Origin of the sequence: Lactobacillus gasseri ATCC 33323 = JCM 1131, from assembly GCF_000014425.1 — a bacterium.
GTDB classification, from domain to species: Bacteria; Bacillota; Bacilli; order Lactobacillales; family Lactobacillaceae; genus Lactobacillus; species Lactobacillus gasseri.
Genome location: NC_008530.1, coordinates 1,276,223 through 1,295,817 on the forward strand (window position 1 = coordinate 1,276,223; position 19,595 = coordinate 1,295,817).

Sequence of the window (19,595 nt, forward strand, 5' to 3'; positions counted from 1 at the left end):
ATTTTAATAGTCTTTTATAATCGCTAAAATACTACATAAAGTTTTTTTTAGTGCTATATAATAAAAGTGTAACAAATATTAAAGGAGTTCAGCATGATTGATGAAAAACTAAAAGAATTTTTCAATAAATTTCCTCATATTAAGGAAAATAAGCCTTTACAAAATACTCTGAGCAAGAAAATCAACAACCTAATAAAAAAAGAAATCCAACATGGTGCAAGTCAAGTTGAAGCGGAACAGAAAGCACTTTTAAATTTAACAGATCTAGACACTCTATTATCACAACTAAAAAATTTAGAAGAAACTGACTACAGTAAATATAATGATTTCTTTGCTAAAATCTTTGATTCAAAATTAGTTAATGAATTAAAACTTAAATTAAATCAAATTGATGAAATTCACCTTAATTACCGCTTGGGTGATATTTTAGTATTACCCACTAATTCATCAAACTTAATTGTGCATGATTTTATGTCTAGAGATATTGAAAATCTTCATTCAACGGTCGAAAAAATTGGTAACGTCTTAAAAATTACTCAAGGTCCACGTAAGCTGGTAGGAATTTTCAAAAATAAAACTTTATTATTTTTACCTAAAAATTTTACTGGCTTCCTAACAATCAGAAGTCAAAGTGGTGATATCTATATTAATAAAGTTCCAAATTATTGTATGCTGGATGTTACTGCAGTTTCTGGCGATTTATTATTGGCTCATTCTAAACTTAAACGTGTTCAAGCAGACTTAAAGTCAGGCGACATTGCTGTTTCTAATACATCTGCAAATGTATTTCACATTAATGCTCATTCTGGAATTCTAACTAGCGATCATGTTTGTGCAAAAGAAGAGATTTCTTATCATACAAGTAGTGGAAATATAGACTTAGAAAGTATTTCTACTAAAAACTTTTTTATCGATACTAAGAGTGGAAAAATTACTATTAATGACCTTAATAGCGAAAGAATGGATTTAGTTACTGATACAGGAAATATGAGCTTAAATAAGGTTAACGGTAGCGGTGATATTAAGTCTGGAATTGGGAAAATATCCTTATCAATTGCTGATAAATCTAATTTTAATTTTTCAATCACAAGTAAAGTTGGAAGTATCCGCGTAAATGTACCAAAGAAAGAATTATTTAAATTCAAAATCAATACTAAAAAAATCGGCCCTACTGATCTTCCACTTGACTCCATTATTTATGGTAATAATGAATATGATGAAATTGAAGGATATGTTGGTAATGAAAATTCAAGTAACTCACTAACGATCACAAGTGAAATTGGAAAAGTATCAATTAAGAACGAAAATTAAACAACTTCAAGCGAAAATGCTAGCAAACCTAAAATTTGCTAGCATTTTTTCTAAATTATTAAGCCTGCTTTATATCCTGCAAAAACTAAAATTAAGCCGCCACCATAGGATAATAAAGCATAAAGAAGGAATGTTTTGTAATTATGATCCTGCCAATGAGAAAGCAACTCAACATTTAATGTGGAAAAGGTCGTATAACCTCCCAGTACCCCGGTTCCAACTAAAGCATAAACAAATGGCGAAAAATTGCGCGAAAAAACTAGCCCTAACAAAAATGCCCCAGTAAGATTTATTAATAAAGTAGCATAAGGAAAGTTGCTAGACCAATGTTTTTTACCATAATTAGTAATTCCGTACCTAAGAATTGCTCCCCAAATTGCTCCAAAACCAGCTGTTACAAGTGTCGTTATCATGCTCTTATTGCCAACTTTCTACCCAATATTTTTCCTGTAATCATTCCTAAATAAGCAAATAAAAATCCAATAAAGATTGAACTAAAGAAATATATCAGCGCCTGATTATTCATTCCGCTTTCTAATTGCTTGAATGTATCCAAATGGAAACTAGAAAAGGTTGTAAATGCTCCTACAAAACCTGTACTTAATCCTGTAACTAGCCAATCTCGTCCTTCCCTAAATTCAATAAAGAAATATGTTAGAAAGGCTAATAAAAAGCAACCAATAATATTAGCTACAAAAGTTCCAGCCTGTGACCAAATCACATTTAAATAAGCACGTAATGCTCCTCCACAAAATGCAAATAAACCAACACTGATATAATTTTTCAACTTTTTATTCATTAAAAATCAACCTTCTTATTGCATACGCAATTCCATCTTCATTATTTGTTCGAGTAACATAATTAGCTCGCTTCTTTATCTCTAATACCGCGTTTCCCATAGCTACTTTATAAAAATCTGGAACGTCAAACATGGAAATATCATTCTTTTGATCACCAAAAATCATTATTTCATCTTGTCTAAGATTAAGTTTCTGCGCCAATTCTTTTAAAGCGTTTCCTTTTGAAGCTTGCTTAGAATTAATTTCGATTAATGTTTTATCAGAGGTAGAAACGTTATATTTTTCAATAACTTCTTTGGGCAGGTGCCGATAAACTCTTTCCATTTCTGATGGAGCACCTGAAAACATGGCTTTTGTAAATTTTAAATCTTTAGCTATATCTTTAAATCCACAAACCTCAATCGACATTCTAGTCAGCCAGCTTTCACGCGATAAATAATAATTAATAAAGTGATCTAATGTAATAAATTTATCACTCACTTCAATATGAAAGTTAGCCTTCAATTGTTGAGCTATTTTTTCAAAAAAAAGGAAATCTTGATAACTTAATAATTCTTCAACTACTGCATTTCCTTGTGCATTCAAAACTAGAGCACCATTAAAAGCCACAACATATTGATTAGGATCTTGCAGATCTAACTGATCTAAATACTCTTTAATTCCTGGAAATGGTCGCCCCGAACAAGGAACAATTTTAATTCCTAATCGAGATGCTTTTTGTAAAGCTTCCCTTGTTTTAACACTTATTTCTTGTTTATCATTCAATAAAGTTCCATCAAGGTCAACGGCAATTAATTTTGTCTTCATCAATTTTCTCCTATGTAATCGTTCACTTTCCTTTCTATTATACAAAAAAAGACGACACTACTCCCTTATTACACATAAGAAAGTAGGCGTCGTCAGATCTTAATCGGTTAAATTGGTGAACGCCATCACCTATTATAATTTAATAAAGACAGTTTACTTTGAACCCATCTCTTCTTCAACGACTTTAGCAACTTCTTCACAATACTTATCAGCTAATTCTTGTGTTGGTGCTTCAGTCATAACACGAAGTAAGCTTTGAGTTCCAGATGGACGAACAAAAATCCGTCCTTCATCGCTCAACTCTTCCTCTACCTTTTTAATAGCTTCGGTAATTCGCTTATGTTCTTTCCAGTCTTTCTTATCTTTGACAGGAACATTGATTAAGCGTTGTGGATATTCTTTAAAGTCGCTTAATAATTCACTTAATGACTTACCAGTATCCTTCATTACGTATAATAAATGCAATCCGGTAAGCATTCCATCACCAGTATTATGATAGTCACTGATAATAACGTGACCAGATTGTTCACCGCCTAGATTATAACCATTAGCTCTCATTTCTTCTGAAACATAACGGTCACCAACTTGAGTTCTGACATTCTTAAGGCCGCGTCTTTCTAAAGCCTTAGTAAAGCCTAAGTTACTCATTACGGTTGTAACAATCGTATCTTTCTTTAAACGGCCATGATCGGCAAGATAGGAACCAATTACATACATAATATGGTCGCCATCAACTTCATTACCGTTTTCATCAACAGCGATACAACGGTCAGCATCCCCATCGAATGCTAAGCCCAGTTGAGCACCTTGCTTTACAACTTCTTCTTGTAACTTTTTAGTATGAGTTGCACCTACATGATCATTAATATTTAAGCCATTGGGATGAGTTGCGATTGTAGTAAAATCAACGCCCATATCAGCAAATAATCTTGAAATCAAAGCACTAGCTGCACCATTTGCACCATCTACAACAACTTTAATTCCACCTAATTCTTCAGGTAAAGTATTTTCAATAAATTGCAAGTACTTTGAAGCACCTTCGTGGTAATTAGTTACAGTACCTAAGCCTTCAGCTGAAGGACGTGGAAGCTTATCTTCTGGTGCATCAATTAATTTTTCAATTTCTTCTTCTTTAGCATCAGATAGTTTCAAACCATCACTACCAAAGAACTTAATTCCATTATCTTCAACTGGATTATGAGATGCTGAAATTTGAACCCCAGCATCTGCACCTTGAGCACGAACTAAGTAAGAAAGGCCCGGTGTTGTAATCACACCAACTTCTAAAACTTCAATTCCGACGGAAAGTAAACCAGAAATCAATGCATACTCTAACATTTGTCCAGAAATACGAGTATCGCGTGAAACTAATACTTTCGCTCTTTCTCCATCTTTTTTATCTTTTGTAAGAACATATCCTCCATCACGACCTAATTTAAAAGCCATTTCTGGAGTTAAGCCAGCATTAGCAACCCCCCGTACACCATCTGTTCCAAAATATTTAAGCATAATTTAACAACCTTTCCTTGTTTTATTCTTTTTTAGCAGTAGTATCAGTTACCTTAATATGAACTGGTATTACTGATGGTGAAGCCTTAACTACGCCCTTCGGCAATTTAATTGTTACATCTTTTGTAACATCTCGATTGATACCACTTAAATCAACTTTTAAGGGAAGAGATGTTATCTTCTTTAGCGTATTCTCATCACCATATATCTCAACTGTCTCTACTTTTGCGGTTAATGAATAAACATGAGTTGATGATTCATTTTTGGACGTCACGTTTATTTTAACCTTCTTTTTCGACAAGTTAATTGGGATAGTAATGTGCGCTGTTGCTGGATCAATAGCAACATTGAGTTGATGTCCCTCTTTATCAAGTGCTACCAGCATTTCTTCACGCTCAAATGTGCTGTCTATTCCCTTTGGTAAATTTGCGTGAGCTACAACACGATCAACTTGGTTAACTTCGCTCTTAGCGCCAGTAATGTTCACAACTTCTGGATCACTCTTTGCTGTGCCAAGATTATACCCATGAGATACAGCACTCTTATTATACTCTATTTGCACAGGAAGGGTACGAGATTTTCTCTTTTGAATGTTTACACGTACTTTACTTGGACTCACACTATAAGTTAATTGAGTACTTAAACCATTTACCTTAATTGGCACCGTATGTTCTCCAGTTTTTAAATGGCTTAAATCAATATAAACACGGAAATTTTGAGTATTAATAGTAGAAGTAACCAGCGCATTTGATCCTTCTAAAGTAAGATTTATTTTTTCAGGATAACCAGTTACATAATATTTATCCGTATTAACAGAAACTTGTAGAGGAGCTTTAATTACTTGCGTCTTAGTTGCAGTTTTCAAAGTTTCTTCTCGACGTCCTTGAGTTACAAATCCCTGTTGATTAGACGAAACATAAATAGCCAGTAAAATTGCCAATATCAATGCAACAATGCGATAGAACCAAGGTTTATCAAAAAACTTTTTCATTTTTTATTTGACCCCCAATTCCAAACATGGTTTACAATTCGTTGATACCATTTCGGCTTTTCTTCTTCTTCCTTTGGAACTAGTTGAGCATTTAAGTACTTCAAATACTCTTCTCTAGTCAAATCAAGCATAAACTGGCTATTACGAGTAATTGTTACCCCACCAGTTTCTTCAGATACAACAATTGTAATCGCATCAGTAACTTCTGAAATACCTACCGCAGCCCGGTGACGAGTTCCAAGTTTTTTAGGAATCATACTATTATCTGAAAGTGGTAAATACGCAGCAGCAACTGCAATCCGATTATTTCTAATAATTACTGCACCATCATGCAATGGAGTGTTAGGAATAAAGATGTTGATTAATAACTCGCCAGTAATATCTGCATCAATTGGAATACCTGTTTCAATATAATCCTCTAAACCAGTATTTTGCTGAATTGTAATTAAAGCACCGATTCTTCTTTTGGACATATATTGAATCGCCTTATCTAGTTCTCCAATCATTTTTTCAGCGGCCTGTTTTTCAGTCATAGTTGTGCCACCAAAAATTGGCGATCTTCCTAAATGTTCAAGTCCACGTCTAATTTCTGGTTGAAAAATAACGATTATTCCAATTACAGACCATGAAAGAATTTGATCAACGAAATACGTTAGTGTATGTAAGTGCAATAAACCGGCTATAATTCTAACTATGATAATTAGTGATATTCCTTTAACTAATTGAACAGCCTTGGTTCCTCTTACCAACATAATTAAGCGATAAATAATATACCAAACAATCAGAATATCAATAATATTCATTAAATTTTGCCAAGTAAATATTTGCTCGATGTTAAATTTCACTACCCATCCCTCCTAAACCTTAATTATACCTAAACTACTGTCTTATCGACCATACATTTTAAATTCAAGAAATAGATCATTATATTCCTGAATTTTCTTAGGACCTAAATCCTGATAGACTTGTAAATTTTTCATTGCTTGTTTACTTGGATAAAATTGCTTATCGTTTTTTATCTCTTTAGGTAATAATTTTTGAGCTTTGATATTTGGCGTTGCATAACCAATATACTCCGCATTTTGAGCAGCATTTTTTGGATCAAGCATGAAATTAATAAAAGCATATGCTCCTGCTTTATTTTTGACAGTGCGAGGAATAACAAAATTATCAAACCACAAGTTTGAACCTTCTGGTGGAACCACATAATGTAAATGCTTATTATCACTTAACATTGTCCGCGCTTCGCCAGACCATGTTACACCAACTGCTGCCTCATTCTGAATCATATACATTTTTAGCTCATCAGAAATAATCGCTTTTACATTGGGACCTAATCCATCTAATTTAGTTTTAGCTAATTTAAGATCTAATGAATTAGTAGTATTTAACGACTTTCCCATCGATGCTAATGAAAGTCCCATAATATCTCTAGCAGAATCAACTAATAAAATATTATGACGATACTTTTTTGACCAAAGATCGTTCCAGTGCTTTATTTGTCCCGGTTTTACAAACTTATCATTATATACAATTCCTAAAGTTCCCCAAAAATACGGGACTGAATAAGTATTCTTAGGATCAAATGAGTGATGCAAAAATTCACTCCCAATATTTTTATAATTTGGAATTTTTTTGGTATCAATTTTCTCAAGTAACTTAGCCTTTCGCATTTTCGAAATCATGTAATCCGAAGGAACACAAATATCGTAAGCGGTGCCTCCTTGCTTTATCTTCGTATACATAGCTTCATTAGAATCAAAAGTTTCATAAATTACATGATAGCCAGTTTGCTTTTCGAATTTTTTTATCAATTTAGGATCAATATAATCACCCCAATTATAAATAATTAAATTCTTATTATTGGCGCTAACACCGCTATTATCTAACTGCTTAGCCCAAGCCTCTAATCCCAAGCAAACTGCTAGAATAGCAAAAATTCCAATCAATAACTTTTTCATTGTGCACGCCCCTTACCGATATGGGATTTATGATTAGTAATTACATAATAAATTAATACCAAAACCATTACGAAGATAAACATTAAGGTACTTAAAGCATTAATTTCTAAATTAATACCCTGCCGTGCGCGTGAATATATTTCTACAGATAACGTTGAAAAGCCATTTCCAGTCACAAAAAAAGTAACTGCAAAATCATCTAATGAATAAGTCAAAGCCATAAAAAAGCCAGCGAGAATTCCTGGTGTAATAGCTGGAATCATTACTTTACTATAAACTTGCCAAGTAGAAGCACCTAAATCTCTAGCAGCATCGACCAAAGAGTAATCAAACTCCTTTAAACGCGGCAAAACCATTAAGACAACAATCGGAATCGAAAATGCAATATGACTTAATAATACTGAACCAAAGCCCAAACCAATTCCTAAAAAAGTAAAAAAGATTAAAAAGCTGGCACCAATAATTACATCTGGTGAAACCATCAAAACGTTATTTAACGCTAATAATGTTTTTTGGCCTTTTTTATTTTTAGTCTGACTAATTGCAATTGCTCCAAAAGTTCCAATTACTGTCGCAATCAAACTAGATAAGAGAGCTAATAAGATTGTTTCTAAAAAAATTGCTAGTAGTCGATTATCGTTAAATAAGTCTTGATAATGACTCAAAGTAAATTTTTCAAAATGATCCATATTATGACCACTCGAAAAAGAATAATATATTAAATAAAAAATAGGTAAATACATCAAAACAAGGACAAAAGCAAAATAAATCCGAGACCATTTTATTTTTTTCATAGCTTGATCTCCTTTTTACGACGATGATCAGACGAAGTAAATAGCATAACAATTACCATCAATACTATTAATACAACTCCAATTGTCGATCCCATTGACCAATTCATCGTAGTCATAAAATATTCTTCAATTGCAGTACCAAGCGTAATTACTCTGTTTCCGCCAATCAATCTTGTCAACATGAATAAAGAAAGTGAAGGAATAAATACTGCTTGAATTCCCGACTCAACTCCAGATATAGAAAGTGGCCATAAAACCTTAATAAACGTTTGCCACTTACTTGCTCCTAAATCATAAGCAGCTTGAATTACAGCCGGATTAATATCACAAATTGCATTATAAATTGGCAAAATCATAAATGGAATTTCAATATAAGCTGCTACAAAAATAAAAGCAAAATCAGTAAATAAAATATTCGCTGGAGCGATGCCAAAAAGCCTTAAAAAGTTATTTAGTAATCCATGTTTGCCGAAGATTCCAATAAATGCATACGCTTTTAAAAGTAAATTAATCCAAGTAGGTAGAATAATCAAAAGCAGCCAAAATTGCTGATTTTTCATTTGACTTAAAATATATGCAATTGGGTAGGAAATCAACAACGTAATTAAGGTAATTAAAAACGCATACCAAAAAGAATTTAGCGTCATTCTCAAAAAAGTTCCATTGACAAAAAACTGCTGGAAATTTTTCAAGGTAAATCCATCATCACCTTTAAAGGCATTAATAGTAATTAAAATAATCGGAGCAATCACAAATAAACTAAGCCAAAGTACATAGGGTACAAGAAAAAATAGCCTGCTCTTTTTCATATCTTACTCGTCTCCTTCATATGCCTCTAAGCGTTTATCAAATTCTGCTTCGCTTTCACCAAAACGCATCACATGAATATCTTCAGGATCAAAATATACCCCTACTTCTTTTCCAATATTAGTTGGATTAGTTGAGTGAATCAGCCATTCATTTTCATCACTATCAATGGCTTTAATTTCAAAATGATCACCCAAAAAGAGCTGACTTTCAACCATAACTCTTAATTTTCCATGCTCAATATCAGTAATATCTAGATCTTCTGGTCTTAAAACAACTTCTACTTTTTCTCCTGGTTTAATTCCAGCGTCAGCACATTCAAAACGATGATTACCAAATTCTACTTCATAATCTTTAATCATTCTTCCACTCAGAATATTTGAATCACCTATAAAGCGAGCTACGAAATCATTAACTGGCTCATCGTAAATATCAACTGGACTTCCGCTTTGTTGGATTTTTCCTTCATTTAAAACAAAAATCTCATCACTCATAGCTAAAGCTTCTTCTTGATCATGAGTAACAAAAATAAATGTAATCCCCAGTTTCTTTTGAATTTCACGTAATTCAAATTGCATGTCTTTTCTTAAACGCTTATCTAAAGCCGATAAAGACTCGTCTAAAAGTAGAACTTTTGGCTGATTAACAATTGCTCTTGCAATTGCAACACGTTGTTGCTGCCCACCACTTAATTCAGAAATTTCACGATTTGCAAAGCCATCTAACTGAACCATATGAAGAGCTTCTTTAACAGCTAACTTTATTTCTTGCTTATCCTTTTTCTTAATTTGCAAACCAAAAGCAACATTTTCAAAAACATTCATATGCGGAAATAAGGCATAATTCTGGAAAACCGTATTAATTTTTCTCTTGGCTGCATCCAAGTTAGTAATATCTTTTCCAGCAAAAAATACCTGACCACTTGTTGGTTCACTAAATCCAGCAATTATTCTTAAAATAGTGGTCTTGCCTGATCCTGATGGTCCTAGCAATGAATAGAATTTTCCTGATTCAATCGTCAAATTAATATCTTTTAGAGCCACAAAACCATCATCATACTCTTTACGTACATGCGTTAATTTAATAATATCGCTCAATTTTTTCACCATCTCATCAAAAAAGCTACAAGCCGTTACTTGTAGCTTTGTCGTAGTATCTAATCTTTTTCTTTTCCTATAATTCTTACTTCAGTCTGCAAATCAACATCAAAATCTTTTTTGATCGTCTTTTGAATTAAATGAATTAAATCTAAATAATCAGTAGCTGTAGCACCACCAACATTAACAATAAAGCCAGCATGCTTCTTTGAATCTTCCGCTCCACCAATTCTTTTTCCTTGAAGACCAGCTTTAATTATCATTGGGCCTACAAAATGACCTGTTGGACGTTTAAAGACACTTCCACAAGAAGGATATTCAAGTGGTTGCTTTGCTCTACGTAAGCCATTGAAGTATTCCATTTTAGCCTTAATTGCCCACTTATCTCCTGGTTCAAGACCAAAAGTAGCACTAATTACAATATCTCCAGTTTCCTGAACTAGTGAATGACGATAGCCAAATTCCATTTCATCGTGAGTATAAGTTTTAAATTTGCCTTCACGAGTTAAGACTCGAACAGATTTAATGACAAATTCCGTCTCGCCGCCATAAGCACCAGCATTCATGAAGACGGCTCCGCCGACGCTGCCCGGGATTCCTGCTGCAAACTCTAAGCCACTTAAACTAGCTTCACAGGCTGCTTCAGACGTATCGATAATTCTCGCTCCAGCATCCGCAGTAACTGTTGCTTCTTCTTGATTTGCAACAATTTTATCCATCTTAGTAAGAATTAAAACTAGACCTGAAATTCCTCCATCTCTAATAATTAAGTTAGAAGCATTTCCAATAACAGTCAAAGGTAGGTTATTAGTTTTAACTGTTTCCACTAAGATTTTTAATTCATCTAAATTTTTAGGAAAAGCAAGATATTGCGCAGGTCCACCGGTCTTAGTAAACGTAAAGCGGCTCAATGGAATATTTTCTTGAATATCAATTCCCTGTTTTTTTAAGTCCATCAGTTGCATTTTCAATCTCTCTTTTCCTTAAATAATCGTCCCTTTAATCATACCGCAATAAATAGCTAGTTTTCTACCTTAAGTGTTATACTAAAAAGAAAAATAATAATTTATTTAGAGGATAAAAATGAACTTTACTGCAATGGATTTTGAAACGGCAAACAGTCATCCTGAAAGTGCATGTTCTCTTGCCTTAGTTATGGTTAGAAACAATGAAATTGTCGACCGTTTTTATACAGTTATTAATCCGCAAATGCCTTTTGATGGTCGAAATATCAGAATTCATGGTATTACTGCCGAAGACGTTAAAAATGCACCAACAATGGCTGAGGTTTGGCCTAAAATTAAAAAATTATATCAGCCGGGAATGTTAGTAGCCGCTCATAATGCACGTTTTGACTGCCGAGTGATGGAAAAGTCACTTGCTCGCTATAATATTCCAGCCCCTCACTACTTTGCAATTGATACTTTAGCAACTAGCAAAGCATTTGAACCCAATCTTCCTAATCACAAATTAGACACAGTTTCGGAAGCTTTAGATATCAACTTATGGCATCACCATAACGCTTTAAGTGACAGTGAAGCTTGCGCAGGAATTTTAATTGAAGAAAATAAACGTGTTGGGGATGATCCAATCAAAAAAATGGTTAAGCAAATTTAAGCTTAACCATTTTTTATTATTCAAAAGATTTTTTTATATCTGATAACCAGACTTGGTTTCTCTCACCAACAGTTTTAAATTCAACTATTCGTTTGGTTGAATCCCACGAATCATCAACACGCTTAATCGTTAATTCAAGATAATCATTTGGCAGATCATCAATAATAAATTGTGGCCATTCAATTACCACTAATCCATCTTCTGCTAGATATCCAGGCATATCAATACTTGATAAATCACCATCTTCTAGTCGATACATATCCATATGAAAAAGTGGCATTTTACCTTCACGATACTCTCTAACAATTGTAAATGTTGGACTTTTTACAGGACGTCTAATACCTAATGACCGAGCAATTCCTTTAGTCAAAGTGGTCTTTCCAGCACCTAAATCGCCAGATAAGAGGAGCAGATCATGCCCCTGGCTATTTTTTCCAATTGCCTGGCCTAATTTTTGCATTTGTTCATCAGAATTTATTTCTAATGATTCCATTTTACTTCTCCATATTTGCTTGAGCAGCAGTTAAAATAGCTAACAAGTATACATCTTCTGTTTTACATCCACGTGATAAGTCATTAATTGGAGCAGCTAATCCCTGCAATACAGGTCCAATTGCACTAAAGCCACCTAAACGCTCAGCAACTTTATATGAAATATTACCCGATTGAAGTTCTGGAAAAATGAAAACATTAGCATGTCCAGCAACTGCAGAACCTGGAGCTTTTGCTTCTCCTACTCGTGGAACAACAGCAGCATCAAACTGTAATTCACCATCGCAAACTAAATCTGGATACTTTTGATGTACTAAATCTGTTGCATCTTGAACTTTAGTTACCATCGGTCCCTTCGCTGATCCCTTAGTTGAAAAACTAAGCATTGCAATTTTAGGATCAAGCCCAACCATTTCAGCTGTTTTACTGGATTGGTAAGCAATTTCAGCTAATGTCTCACTATCAGGATCAATATTAATTGCACAATCCGCAAATATATATTTTTCGTCTTTGCGTTCCATAATCATAGCGCCAGAAACACGGCTCATTCCTTTTTTAGTTTTAATAATCTGCAAAGCTGGGCGAACCGTATTAGCTGTTGAATGAGTAGCACCGGAAACCATTCCGTCAGCCTTTCCTTCATACACTAACATTGTGCCAAAATATGAAACATCTTGTAGAATTTCCTTTGCTTCTGCCAAAGTATTCTTTCCTTTTCTTAATTCAACAAAATCTTGGCACATTTTTTCAAAATCTGAATAGACAGCTGGATTAATTATCTCAATTGAACCTAGATCAACATTTAATTTCTCAGCAGATTTTATTACTTCATCAGGTTTTCCTAACAAAAGTGGTTCAACAATTCCCTCTTCTGCGAGACGAACAGCAGCTTTAATTATTCGCTCATCATTTCCTTCAGGAAAAACAATCACTTTTTTTGATTCTTCTGCTTTTTTCTTAAGTGAGTCAAATACTTTCATAACAAATTAAGCCTTTCTTTTTATCTCTAGCTAATATTTTACAATTTCAATGCTTTTTCTCAAAACAAAAACTATGCCATATCTGATTGACTTACTTCCTGTGGCAATTGCCAATCAATTGGACTCTCACCAAATTTAGTCAAGGCATCATTACATCTAGAAAACGGACGAGAGCCAAAGAAACCACGGTCTGCTGAAAAAGGACTAGGGTGTGCAGACTTGATAATTACGTTCTTTTCTTCATCAATTAAAGGAATTTTATTTTGGGCAAATCTTCCCCACAAAATAAATACAACTTTTCCGCGATCACTAAGAGCTTTAATAGCTGCATCAGTGACTATTTCCCAGCCTTTTCCCTGATGACCATTAGCATTTCCATAAGGCACTGTTAATACTGCATTAAGCAATAAAACTCCTTGATCCGCCCACTTTTTCAAATAGCCATGATTTACTGGGATGGCACCAACATCATCATATAATTCTTTATAGATATTTTTTAACGATGGTGGCAAAGCAACCCCAGGATTAACGCTGAAACTCATCCCTGTGGCTTGGCCAGGGTTATGGTAAGGATCTTGACCTAAGATCACAACCTTCGTATCTGCAAAAGAAGTTAACTTAAAAGCAGTAAAAATGTGATACATATCTGGAAAAATCTGCTTTGTTCGATATTCACTTTTTAGAAAATCATGTAATTTTTGATACTGTTCACTCTCAAAAGCGGGTGCCAAAATTTCATCCCAATCATTTCCAATTAATTTTTTCATATTTATTCTATCCTCTTGTATCTCTAAGAAATCCAAGTTCATGATATCATATAGATAAAAGATCGGAGGACTTAAAATGATTAAACTTATTGCAAGCGATATGGATGGCACACTATTAAATAAACAAATGCAGATTTCTTCTGAAAATATTTCTGCTATTAAAGAAGCACAAGCTAAAGGAATCGAATTTTTAGTAGCAACTGGACGAGCACCTTCTGAATCTCAAGGAATACTGGCTAAAGCTGGACTTCACACTGGCTTCATTAACTTAAATGGCGCAATGGTTTTTAATACAGAAGGTAAACTAATTGTAAACGAGCCAATTCCTAAAGAAGAGAGTTTCAAGATTAATAAGTTACTTAAAGATTCTGGCTTCTACTTTGAAATAGTAGGAGCAGATCATGTTTATTCTGATTCTCGTTTGCGAAGGATCGCTAATTTTTCTGATCTTTTAGTTGATCTTAATAAAAAACTGACTTTTAAAAAAGCAGTTTCTTTTGCTGCTGGCTCCGACGAAATAATGAAAATCAAATACGTCCCTGATTTTAAAGACCTGCTTAAAAAGCCATCATTTGAAGCAATGAAATTTGTTGCTTTTCATCCAGATGGACCCAAAGTTTTTAATCATATTCGCCAAGAAATTAAAAAAATCGGCGATTTAATTGTTACTGCAAGCTCTTCAACTAATATTGAAATAAATAATATTAAGGCTCAAAAAGGAATTGCCTTAATGGATTACGCAAAACTGCAGGGCTATCAGCCTGATGAAGTGATGGCTATTGGTGACAATCTTAATGATGAATCAATGATTCGAATGGCTGGTATTGGTGTTGCAATGGAAAACGCCGCACCTGAGATCAAAGAAATCGCTAATTTTATCACTAAAACTAATAATGAAAATGGCGTTGCGTATGCAATTCGTCATTTCTGTAAATAAACATAATTTTCCCTAAAGGCAGATGAAATTATGCGTTATACTGTCCAACTTACTCAAGGCCAAACTTGTGGTCAAATCCCAGTTAAAAATCAACAGGGCGAGATTGTCTATATTTTAAAAGGAAATCTTAATGAGTTTAATCAACCAATCATTCTCACTGATATTAATCATATTGAGATTGGTCGGCTTTATTTAGACTCTAATCTTCTTCTAACTAGTTATAGTGTTGACGTAGTCAACCACTCCCTAGTCAAAGTTAAAAAAATAAATAGTCGATTTGCAAATTTATTCTATATTACTAGATTAAACTATTGGATAAAAGGAAGTTTAAAACAAGGTAGATATAGTTTTTATTCAGGCATTAAAAAAGTGGCTAGCGTCTGTTCGCTAGTCACTGATGCTGGACTTACTTGGAGTTGTGATATTTCACGTCCCGAAGATGTCCCATTTATTATTTTAATTAGCCTGCTCTTTACACAATGGCATACTAAGCCTTTATTCTTACCAACTTTTAATTTTCAAAATCGAGTTAACGCTCTCTCTTAGTCGGAATTTAAATAGTAGTGTGAGAAATTAAAGACTTGAAATTTATGAGAACAAATTTGTTTTTGAAAATCTATCAATTCAATAATAATTGCTAATTCTTCCAGTAAGAAGCTATAGCTTTTATTACATCCGTGGCTAATCCAAAAACAAATTCGATCATATAATAAGTTGGTCAATTGTTTAAGTATGAGTTCTGAAAAACTTCCTCTTTTATAAACATAAGATCGAATATACTTAAAGAAATGTTCTTTCATCTTTTCACACATACAATCTTGTTCACTTAAATGATAAGCATTATAAAAATACTGTTTGTTTTTCTGAATGTATTCACATAAAACATTAAGAAGTTGATTTAGACTTTCTTTTTTGTTTTTGCGTAACTCTTTTCTTAATTCAAACAAAATACAGGCTTCGATACAGTTATTTATCTTTCCATATCGCAAGTAAAAAGTTTTTCGACTAATTTTTGCTTTACTACAAAGTTTCGAAATATTTACTTTCTTTACATTTGGTTCAGATAACATACTATGTAAAGTTATTTGAACTCTTTCCAATTCTGCCAACATCTCATTTTTATTTCCTTTCTAGAAAAAGGATCACGCTACCTTTCTATGAATGACAGTTTTATTACTTTATCAGGTTTTATCAATCTAGACAATAGTAATAATGTAAATAGTGTTATTTTTAAATATTTCTTTAAATTTAATAATCAAAAAAGAGAATTAATCTACTTCACCTATGATTAATTCTCTTTTTGTTTAATTAACTTTTTTAACCATGTGATTATACAGACGATCTCCAATAGTCATGGTCGAAGTCGTTTCAAAACCCATATAATCATACAAACGAGCTGCTCTAGGGTTATCTTGATCAACGTTCAAACTTATCTTTTTATATCCCTTCTGCTTAGCAACGCCCGGAGCAAATTTAATTAATCGCTGTCCGATCCCTTCTCCCCAATGTTTTGGAGAAACTGCAATAGCATCAAGATACCATTCATGCGGTAATGCTTCTTTATCTGAAAAGATGATCGCATCAAGAGGTAATCCAACTTTAGGATAGGAACTTTTTAATGAAATATCAATTAGCCCTTGATCATCATAACCATACATTACAATCAACCCAATTGGACGATCCATTTCATCTGTTTCTACCCACATTCGATTATGAGAATATCGATAATGAGGTGAATAGAAACCATGCTTCATCAAATCATAGAATTGACTTTCTGGGAGTGCTTTAATGGTATCCATATCCATTTCATCAAAAATTTGTTTTAAAATTGGAAAAACTAACGGAAAATCAGTTAATTTTGCCTTTCTAATCATTTTACCTACCTACTTAAATTCCATACTTACGATGAATTTCTCGATCTTGATCACGTTTTTTAATTGTTTGTCGCTTATCGTATTGCTTCTTTCCCTGACCAACACCTATTAGTACTTTAGCAAAACCATGTTTCAAATAAACTTTTAAAGGAATAATTGCCATCCCTTGTTGAGCCTGAATTCCAGCTAGGCGAGCAATTTCTCTTTTATGAAGCAACAAGCGCCGTGACCTCAAAGGATCGTGATTATAGCGATTACCTTCTTTATACTCACTAATGTGAACATTCTCTAAAAAAGCAGACCCGTTAATTATTTGAACATATCCATCACGTAAATTAATTCTGCGAGCACGAATTGATTTAATCTCAGTACCAGTTAAAGCAATTCCTGCTTCAAGAGTTTCTTTAATAAAATAGTCATGATTTGCCTTTTTATTCTGAGCAATCAAATTATCTGCTTTTTGTTTCATCGTTTTCTTCCTAGTTATTTTTTATTAGCTTTAACAGTTGTATTCTTACGATGGCGAATTTTAAAACTATGACCATTATTTACATGGAAAGAGTTATTATTCTTACCATTATTGTTTCTACGTCCCTTATTAAAACTGCGCTTACCACGACTATAACCTTTTTGCGGACGTTTTGTGGCATTTGGATCATAAATTTCAAAGTCTAATTGATGTTGCTCAACATCTGCATTGATCAACTTAACTTTAATTGGCATTCCTATCTTAAATTGCTTGTGCGAATTGCGACCTGTTAAAGTCAATGACTTTTCATCAAAGTTGTAATAATCATCATTTAAGTTAGAAATATGAATCAAACCTTCAACAGTATTTGGCAATTGAATAAACATCCCAAAGCTAGTTACTGATGAAACAATAGCATCAAAAGTTTGACCAACTTTATCAGCCATAAATTCGGTCATCTTCAAATCATTTACACCACGTTCAGTATCAATTGACTTTCTTTCTTGTGTTGAAGTTTGTTCAGCAACATCAGGAAGTTGTGACTTGAAATGCTTCTGCACATCCTTATCCATCTTCTTATCTGCATATTCATGAATCATTCGGTGGACCATTAAGTCAGAATAACGACGGATTGGAGAAGTAAAGTGAGTATAATATTTAGCTGCTAAACCGAAGTGACCAAGTGGTTCTGGAGAATAATGCGCTTGTTTCAAACTACGAAGCATCATCATTTGCACAACTGCTTCTTCAGGTGTACCTTCAGTCTTAGCTACAACTTTCTGTAAATCTTTTGGTTTTACATCATTTGGATCAGCTTTTACATTTAAACCAAACGCACTTACAAACTCAAAGAATGATTGCATCTTTTCTTGGTCTGGAGTTTCGTGAACACGATAAAGAAATGGAACATGCTTCTTGTAATAATCTTCAGCTACTGTTTCATTCGCCATTAACATAAATGATTCAATCATCTTTTCAGCAGTACCACGTTCATGAAGAACAATATCAATTGGCTTACCTTTATCATCAACAATAATCTTTGCTTCTGGTTCTTCGAAATCAATTGCTCCGCGTTGGTGACGCTGTTTATATAAAATATTGTGTAAATCAGCCATGTCGTGAAGCATTGGAGCAACGTCTTCATATTTTTGCTCTAGCTTTTCATGATTATTTGGATCAAGAACTTTATTAACATTGTTATATGTTAAACGACCATGTGACTTCATAACTGATGGATATATTCTATATCCAACACGCTTACCTTCTGGTGTAATCTCCATATCACATGAAAGAACCAAACGTTCAACGCCTTCATTAAGCGAACAAATGCCGTTTGATAATCTGAATGGAAGCATTGGAATAACACGATCAACTAAATATGTACTATTACCACGAGCAAAAGCTTCTTTATCTAACGGACTTCCTTCTTTTACATAATGAGACACATCTGCAATATGTACACCTAAGTGATAATTACCATTAGGAAGCTTCCAAACTACTACAGCATCATCAAAGTCTTTAGAATCGTCCCCATCAATTGTCACAGCAGGTTGATCAGTAATATCAACACGTTTTGCTTTTTCTTCTTCTGTTACATGATCTGGAATATTATTCGCTTGATCCATAGCATCTTCAGGCCAATCAGTTCGAATATCATTGTCAACTACAATTGACATGATATCAACACCAGGATCATTCTTATTACCAATAGTTAAAAGAGCTACACCTTGCATTTCATCAGGTTGATCTTCGTCAGGGTACTTTGTAATAGAAATTTTTACCATATCACCCATTTGTGGTTTAACACCATTATCAGTGATATTAATCTTATACTTCTTTAATTTACGATTTTCACTAACTACATAACCATAAAATCCACTTGATTTTACTACTTCATCAGCATATGGACGAAATTCGACAACTAAAGTTTCAACTCCTCGTTCGGTAATCTCCTCAATTTTACCCTCGGGTCCTCTACCATTCCATGGATTTGCACCTGCAATGATCTTTACCTTAACATGGTCTCCATCAATTGCAAACTTGGTATTATGTTTATCAATGAAGGCATCTTCCATGCTTTCATCATCAAACTTAACAAAACCAAACCCCTTATCATTAGCTTTAAATGTACCCTCAGCAACCGTATTTAATTGATTCAACTGATATTTTCCTTGACCATCAGTTACAATCTTTTTACTATGCTCTAAAAAAGTTAAAGCTTTAACTAAATCTGGAAAATTCAATCTTTGATTACGGCTGAGATCATTTTCAAGTTGATCTACATCATATTGCTCTTGAGGATTATGTCTGAAAGTTTCATAAACATCAGCTAAAACTCGTTCATTTTGTGTCATTATCTAATTTGCCTCAATTTCTTTATAA

22 protein-coding genes and 1 riboswitch are annotated in these 19,595 nt (G+C 33.6%); of the genes, 4 read left to right on the top strand and 18 right to left on the bottom strand.

The genetic code is table 11. The features are described from left to right. Nucleotides 1-93 precede the first annotated feature (93 nt). Nucleotides 94-1,311 (top strand): DUF4097 family beta strand repeat-containing protein, encoded by a 1,218-nt coding sequence (locus LGAS_RS06295; RefSeq protein ID WP_003647035.1) that lies wholly within the window; start codon nucleotides 94-96, stop codon nucleotides 1,309-1,311. A 50-nt stretch (nucleotides 1,312-1,361) separates the two neighbouring features. On the opposite strand, the gene crcB is transcribed toward LGAS_RS06295, so the two are convergent. The 11 genes from crcB to murB all read right to left on the bottom strand — a co-directional run bounded on the left by crcB (nucleotide 1,362) and on the right by murB (nucleotide 11,042). Further along, the gene (crcB, locus tag LGAS_RS06300) at nucleotides 1,362-1,724 is read right to left on the bottom strand and encodes a fluoride efflux transporter CrcB (RefSeq protein WP_003647034.1); all 363 of its coding nucleotides are present in this window, start codon (nucleotides 1,722-1,724) and stop codon (nucleotides 1,362-1,364) included. After that, nucleotides 1,721-2,110, bottom strand: coding sequence for a fluoride efflux transporter FluC (locus LGAS_RS06305; RefSeq protein WP_003647033.1), 390 nt, complete (start codon nucleotides 2,108-2,110; stop codon nucleotides 1,721-1,723). The genes crcB and LGAS_RS06305 overlap by 4 nt, the downstream gene beginning before the upstream one ends. Continuing rightward, nucleotides 2,103-2,918 carry a Cof-type HAD-IIB family hydrolase gene (locus LGAS_RS06310; protein ID WP_021314857.1) on the bottom strand — a complete coding sequence of 272 codons (816 nt, stop codon included), beginning with the start codon at nucleotides 2,916-2,918 and terminating at the stop codon, nucleotides 2,103-2,105. Before LGAS_RS06310 ends, LGAS_RS06305 begins: the two co-directional genes overlap by 8 nt. Before the next feature lie 76 nt (nucleotides 2,919-2,994). Next, nucleotides 2,995-3,057: riboswitch (Fluoride riboswitch) on the bottom strand. Nucleotides 3,058-3,071: 14 nt separating this feature from the next. Continuing rightward, nucleotides 3,072-4,427 (bottom strand): phosphoglucosamine mutase, encoded by a 1,356-nt coding sequence (gene glmM, locus LGAS_RS06315; RefSeq protein ID WP_003647032.1) that lies wholly within the window; start codon nucleotides 4,425-4,427, stop codon nucleotides 3,072-3,074. A gap of 22 nt (nucleotides 4,428-4,449) precedes the next feature. Then, entirely contained in the window at nucleotides 4,450-5,418 is a 969-nt protein-coding gene (locus tag LGAS_RS06320; protein WP_003647031.1) for a CdaR family protein, read from the bottom strand. Continuing rightward, nucleotides 5,415-6,263: a diadenylate cyclase CdaA gene (gene cdaA / locus LGAS_RS06325; RefSeq protein ID WP_003647030.1), complete on the bottom strand. Its 849-nt coding sequence runs from the start codon at nucleotides 6,261-6,263 to the stop codon at nucleotides 5,415-5,417. Before cdaA ends, LGAS_RS06320 begins: the two co-directional genes overlap by 4 nt. A gap of 42 nt (nucleotides 6,264-6,305) precedes the next feature. Continuing rightward, complete coding sequence (locus tag LGAS_RS06330) at nucleotides 6,306-7,379, bottom strand: ABC transporter substrate-binding protein (protein ID WP_003647029.1); 1,074 nt, start codon at nucleotides 7,377-7,379, stop codon at nucleotides 6,306-6,308. Beyond that, a complete protein-coding gene (locus LGAS_RS06335) occupies nucleotides 7,376-8,173 on the bottom strand; it encodes an ABC transporter permease (RefSeq protein WP_003647028.1) in 798 nt (265 codons plus the stop codon). The genes LGAS_RS06330 and LGAS_RS06335 overlap by 4 nt, the downstream gene beginning before the upstream one ends. Beyond that, entirely contained in the window at nucleotides 8,170-8,982 is an 813-nt protein-coding gene (locus tag LGAS_RS06340; protein ID WP_003647027.1) for an ABC transporter permease, read from the bottom strand. Before LGAS_RS06340 ends, LGAS_RS06335 begins: the two co-directional genes overlap by 4 nt. A 3-nt stretch (nucleotides 8,983-8,985) precedes the next feature. Then, complete coding sequence (locus LGAS_RS06345; protein WP_003647026.1) at nucleotides 8,986-10,077, bottom strand: ABC transporter ATP-binding protein; 1,092 nt, start codon at nucleotides 10,075-10,077, stop codon at nucleotides 8,986-8,988. Between the two features lie 59 nt (nucleotides 10,078-10,136). Further along, the gene (gene murB, locus LGAS_RS06350; RefSeq protein WP_025012207.1) at nucleotides 10,137-11,042 is read right to left on the bottom strand and encodes a UDP-N-acetylmuramate dehydrogenase; all 906 of its coding nucleotides are present in this window, start codon (nucleotides 11,040-11,042) and stop codon (nucleotides 10,137-10,139) included. A 118-nt stretch (nucleotides 11,043-11,160) separates the two neighbouring features. Here murB and LGAS_RS06355 point away from each other — a divergent pair, with 118 nt between their 5' ends. Continuing rightward, complete coding sequence (locus tag LGAS_RS06355; protein WP_003647024.1) at nucleotides 11,161-11,694, top strand: 3'-5' exonuclease; 534 nt, start codon at nucleotides 11,161-11,163, stop codon at nucleotides 11,692-11,694. Nucleotides 11,695-11,710: 16 nt separating this feature from the next. Here the strand turns inward: LGAS_RS06355 and tsaE are convergent, their stop codons facing one another. The 3 genes from tsaE to LGAS_RS06370 all read right to left on the bottom strand — a co-directional run bounded on the left by tsaE (nucleotide 11,711) and on the right by LGAS_RS06370 (nucleotide 13,933). Beyond that, nucleotides 11,711-12,187 (bottom strand): tRNA (adenosine(37)-N6)-threonylcarbamoyltransferase complex ATPase subunit type 1 TsaE, encoded by a 477-nt coding sequence (tsaE, locus tag LGAS_RS06360; RefSeq protein WP_003647023.1) that lies wholly within the window; start codon nucleotides 12,185-12,187, stop codon nucleotides 11,711-11,713. 1 nt (nucleotide 12,188) lies between these two features. After that, nucleotides 12,189-13,166 (bottom strand): phosphate acetyltransferase, encoded by a 978-nt coding sequence (pta, locus tag LGAS_RS06365; protein WP_003651464.1) that lies wholly within the window; start codon nucleotides 13,164-13,166, stop codon nucleotides 12,189-12,191. Nucleotides 13,167-13,237: 71 nt separating this feature from the next. Beyond that, nucleotides 13,238-13,933 (bottom strand): uracil-DNA glycosylase, encoded by a 696-nt coding sequence (locus LGAS_RS06370; RefSeq protein ID WP_003651462.1) that lies wholly within the window; start codon nucleotides 13,931-13,933, stop codon nucleotides 13,238-13,240. A 76-nt stretch (nucleotides 13,934-14,009) separates the two neighbouring features. On the opposite strand from LGAS_RS06370, the gene LGAS_RS06375 reads away from it, so the two are divergent. Both LGAS_RS06375 and LGAS_RS06380 read left to right on the top strand, forming a co-directional pair. Next, the gene (locus LGAS_RS06375; protein WP_003647021.1) at nucleotides 14,010-14,870 is read left to right on the top strand and encodes a Cof-type HAD-IIB family hydrolase; all 861 of its coding nucleotides are present in this window, start codon (nucleotides 14,010-14,012) and stop codon (nucleotides 14,868-14,870) included. Between the two features lie 30 nt (nucleotides 14,871-14,900). Then, nucleotides 14,901-15,416: an LURP-one-related/scramblase family protein gene (locus LGAS_RS06380; protein ID WP_003647020.1), complete on the top strand. Its 516-nt coding sequence runs from the start codon at nucleotides 14,901-14,903 to the stop codon at nucleotides 15,414-15,416. Here LGAS_RS06380 and LGAS_RS06385 read toward each other — a convergent pair. From LGAS_RS06385 to rnr, 4 genes are all read right to left on the bottom strand, one after another. Then, a complete protein-coding gene (locus tag LGAS_RS06385) occupies nucleotides 15,413-15,982 on the bottom strand; it encodes a TetR-like C-terminal domain-containing protein (protein WP_003647019.1) in 570 nt (189 codons plus the stop codon). The two genes, LGAS_RS06380 and LGAS_RS06385, sit on opposite strands and share 4 nt — an antisense overlap. Before the next feature lie 192 nt (nucleotides 15,983-16,174). Then, the gene (locus LGAS_RS06390; RefSeq protein WP_003651457.1) at nucleotides 16,175-16,744 is read right to left on the bottom strand and encodes a GNAT family N-acetyltransferase; all 570 of its coding nucleotides are present in this window, start codon (nucleotides 16,742-16,744) and stop codon (nucleotides 16,175-16,177) included. Between the two features lie 13 nt (nucleotides 16,745-16,757). Further along, nucleotides 16,758-17,213, bottom strand: a complete 456-nt coding sequence (smpB, locus tag LGAS_RS06395; protein WP_003647017.1) for an SsrA-binding protein SmpB — start codon at nucleotides 17,211-17,213, stop codon at nucleotides 16,758-16,760. A gap of 14 nt (nucleotides 17,214-17,227) precedes the next feature. Beyond that, the gene (gene rnr, locus LGAS_RS06400; RefSeq protein ID WP_011678922.1) at nucleotides 17,228-19,567 is read right to left on the bottom strand and encodes a ribonuclease R; all 2,340 of its coding nucleotides are present in this window, start codon (nucleotides 19,565-19,567) and stop codon (nucleotides 17,228-17,230) included. Nucleotides 19,568-19,595 lie beyond the last annotated feature (28 nt).

What these genes read in the sequence shown, in the direction of transcription:
- LGAS_RS06295 (WP_003647035.1), top strand. Translation starts at nt 94, where the DNA reads ATGATTGATGAAAAACTAAAAGAATTTTTCAATAAATTTCCTCATATT.
- crcB (WP_003647034.1), bottom strand. Translation starts at nt 1,724, where the DNA reads ATGATAACGACACTTGTAACAGCTGGTTTTGGAGCAATTTGGGGAGCA.
- LGAS_RS06305 (WP_003647033.1), bottom strand. Translation starts at nt 2,110, where the DNA reads ATGAATAAAAAGTTGAAAAATTATATCAGTGTTGGTTTATTTGCATTT.
- LGAS_RS06310 (WP_021314857.1), bottom strand. Translation starts at nt 2,918, where the DNA reads ATGAAGACAAAATTAATTGCCGTTGACCTTGATGGAACTTTATTGAAT.
- glmM (WP_003647032.1), bottom strand. Translation starts at nt 4,427, where the DNA reads ATGCTTAAATATTTTGGAACAGATGGTGTACGGGGGGTTGCTAATGCT.
- LGAS_RS06320 (WP_003647031.1), bottom strand. Translation starts at nt 5,418, where the DNA reads ATGAAAAAGTTTTTTGATAAACCTTGGTTCTATCGCATTGTTGCATTG.
- LGAS_RS06330 (WP_003647029.1), bottom strand. Translation starts at nt 7,379, where the DNA reads ATGAAAAAGTTATTGATTGGAATTTTTGCTATTCTAGCAGTTTGCTTG.
- LGAS_RS06335 (WP_003647028.1), bottom strand. Translation starts at nt 8,173, where the DNA reads ATGAAAAAAATAAAATGGTCTCGGATTTATTTTGCTTTTGTCCTTGTT.
- LGAS_RS06340 (WP_003647027.1), bottom strand. Translation starts at nt 8,982, where the DNA reads ATGAAAAAGAGCAGGCTATTTTTTCTTGTACCCTATGTACTTTGGCTT.
- murB (WP_025012207.1), bottom strand. Translation starts at nt 11,042, where the DNA reads ATGCAACTGATGGACTTAAAAAAACAGGGAATTGATATTCAAGAAAAT.
- LGAS_RS06355 (WP_003647024.1), top strand. Translation starts at nt 11,161, where the DNA reads ATGAACTTTACTGCAATGGATTTTGAAACGGCAAACAGTCATCCTGAA.
- tsaE (WP_003647023.1), bottom strand. Translation starts at nt 12,187, where the DNA reads ATGGAATCATTAGAAATAAATTCTGATGAACAAATGCAAAAATTAGGC.
- pta (WP_003651464.1), bottom strand. Translation starts at nt 13,166, where the DNA reads ATGAAAGTATTTGACTCACTTAAGAAAAAAGCAGAAGAATCAAAAAAA.
- LGAS_RS06370 (WP_003651462.1), bottom strand. Translation starts at nt 13,933, where the DNA reads ATGAAAAAATTAATTGGAAATGATTGGGATGAAATTTTGGCACCCGCT.
- LGAS_RS06375 (WP_003647021.1), top strand. Translation starts at nt 14,010, where the DNA reads ATGATTAAACTTATTGCAAGCGATATGGATGGCACACTATTAAATAAA.
- LGAS_RS06380 (WP_003647020.1), top strand. Translation starts at nt 14,901, where the DNA reads ATGCGTTATACTGTCCAACTTACTCAAGGCCAAACTTGTGGTCAAATC.
- LGAS_RS06385 (WP_003647019.1), bottom strand. Translation starts at nt 15,982, where the DNA reads ATGTTGGCAGAATTGGAAAGAGTTCAAATAACTTTACATAGTATGTTA.
- LGAS_RS06390 (WP_003651457.1), bottom strand. Translation starts at nt 16,744, where the DNA reads ATGATTAGAAAGGCAAAATTAACTGATTTTCCGTTAGTTTTTCCAATT.
- smpB (WP_003647017.1), bottom strand. Translation starts at nt 17,213, where the DNA reads ATGAAACAAAAAGCAGATAATTTGATTGCTCAGAATAAAAAGGCAAAT.
- rnr (WP_011678922.1), bottom strand. Translation starts at nt 19,567, where the DNA reads ATGACACAAAATGAACGAGTTTTAGCTGATGTTTATGAAACTTTCAGA.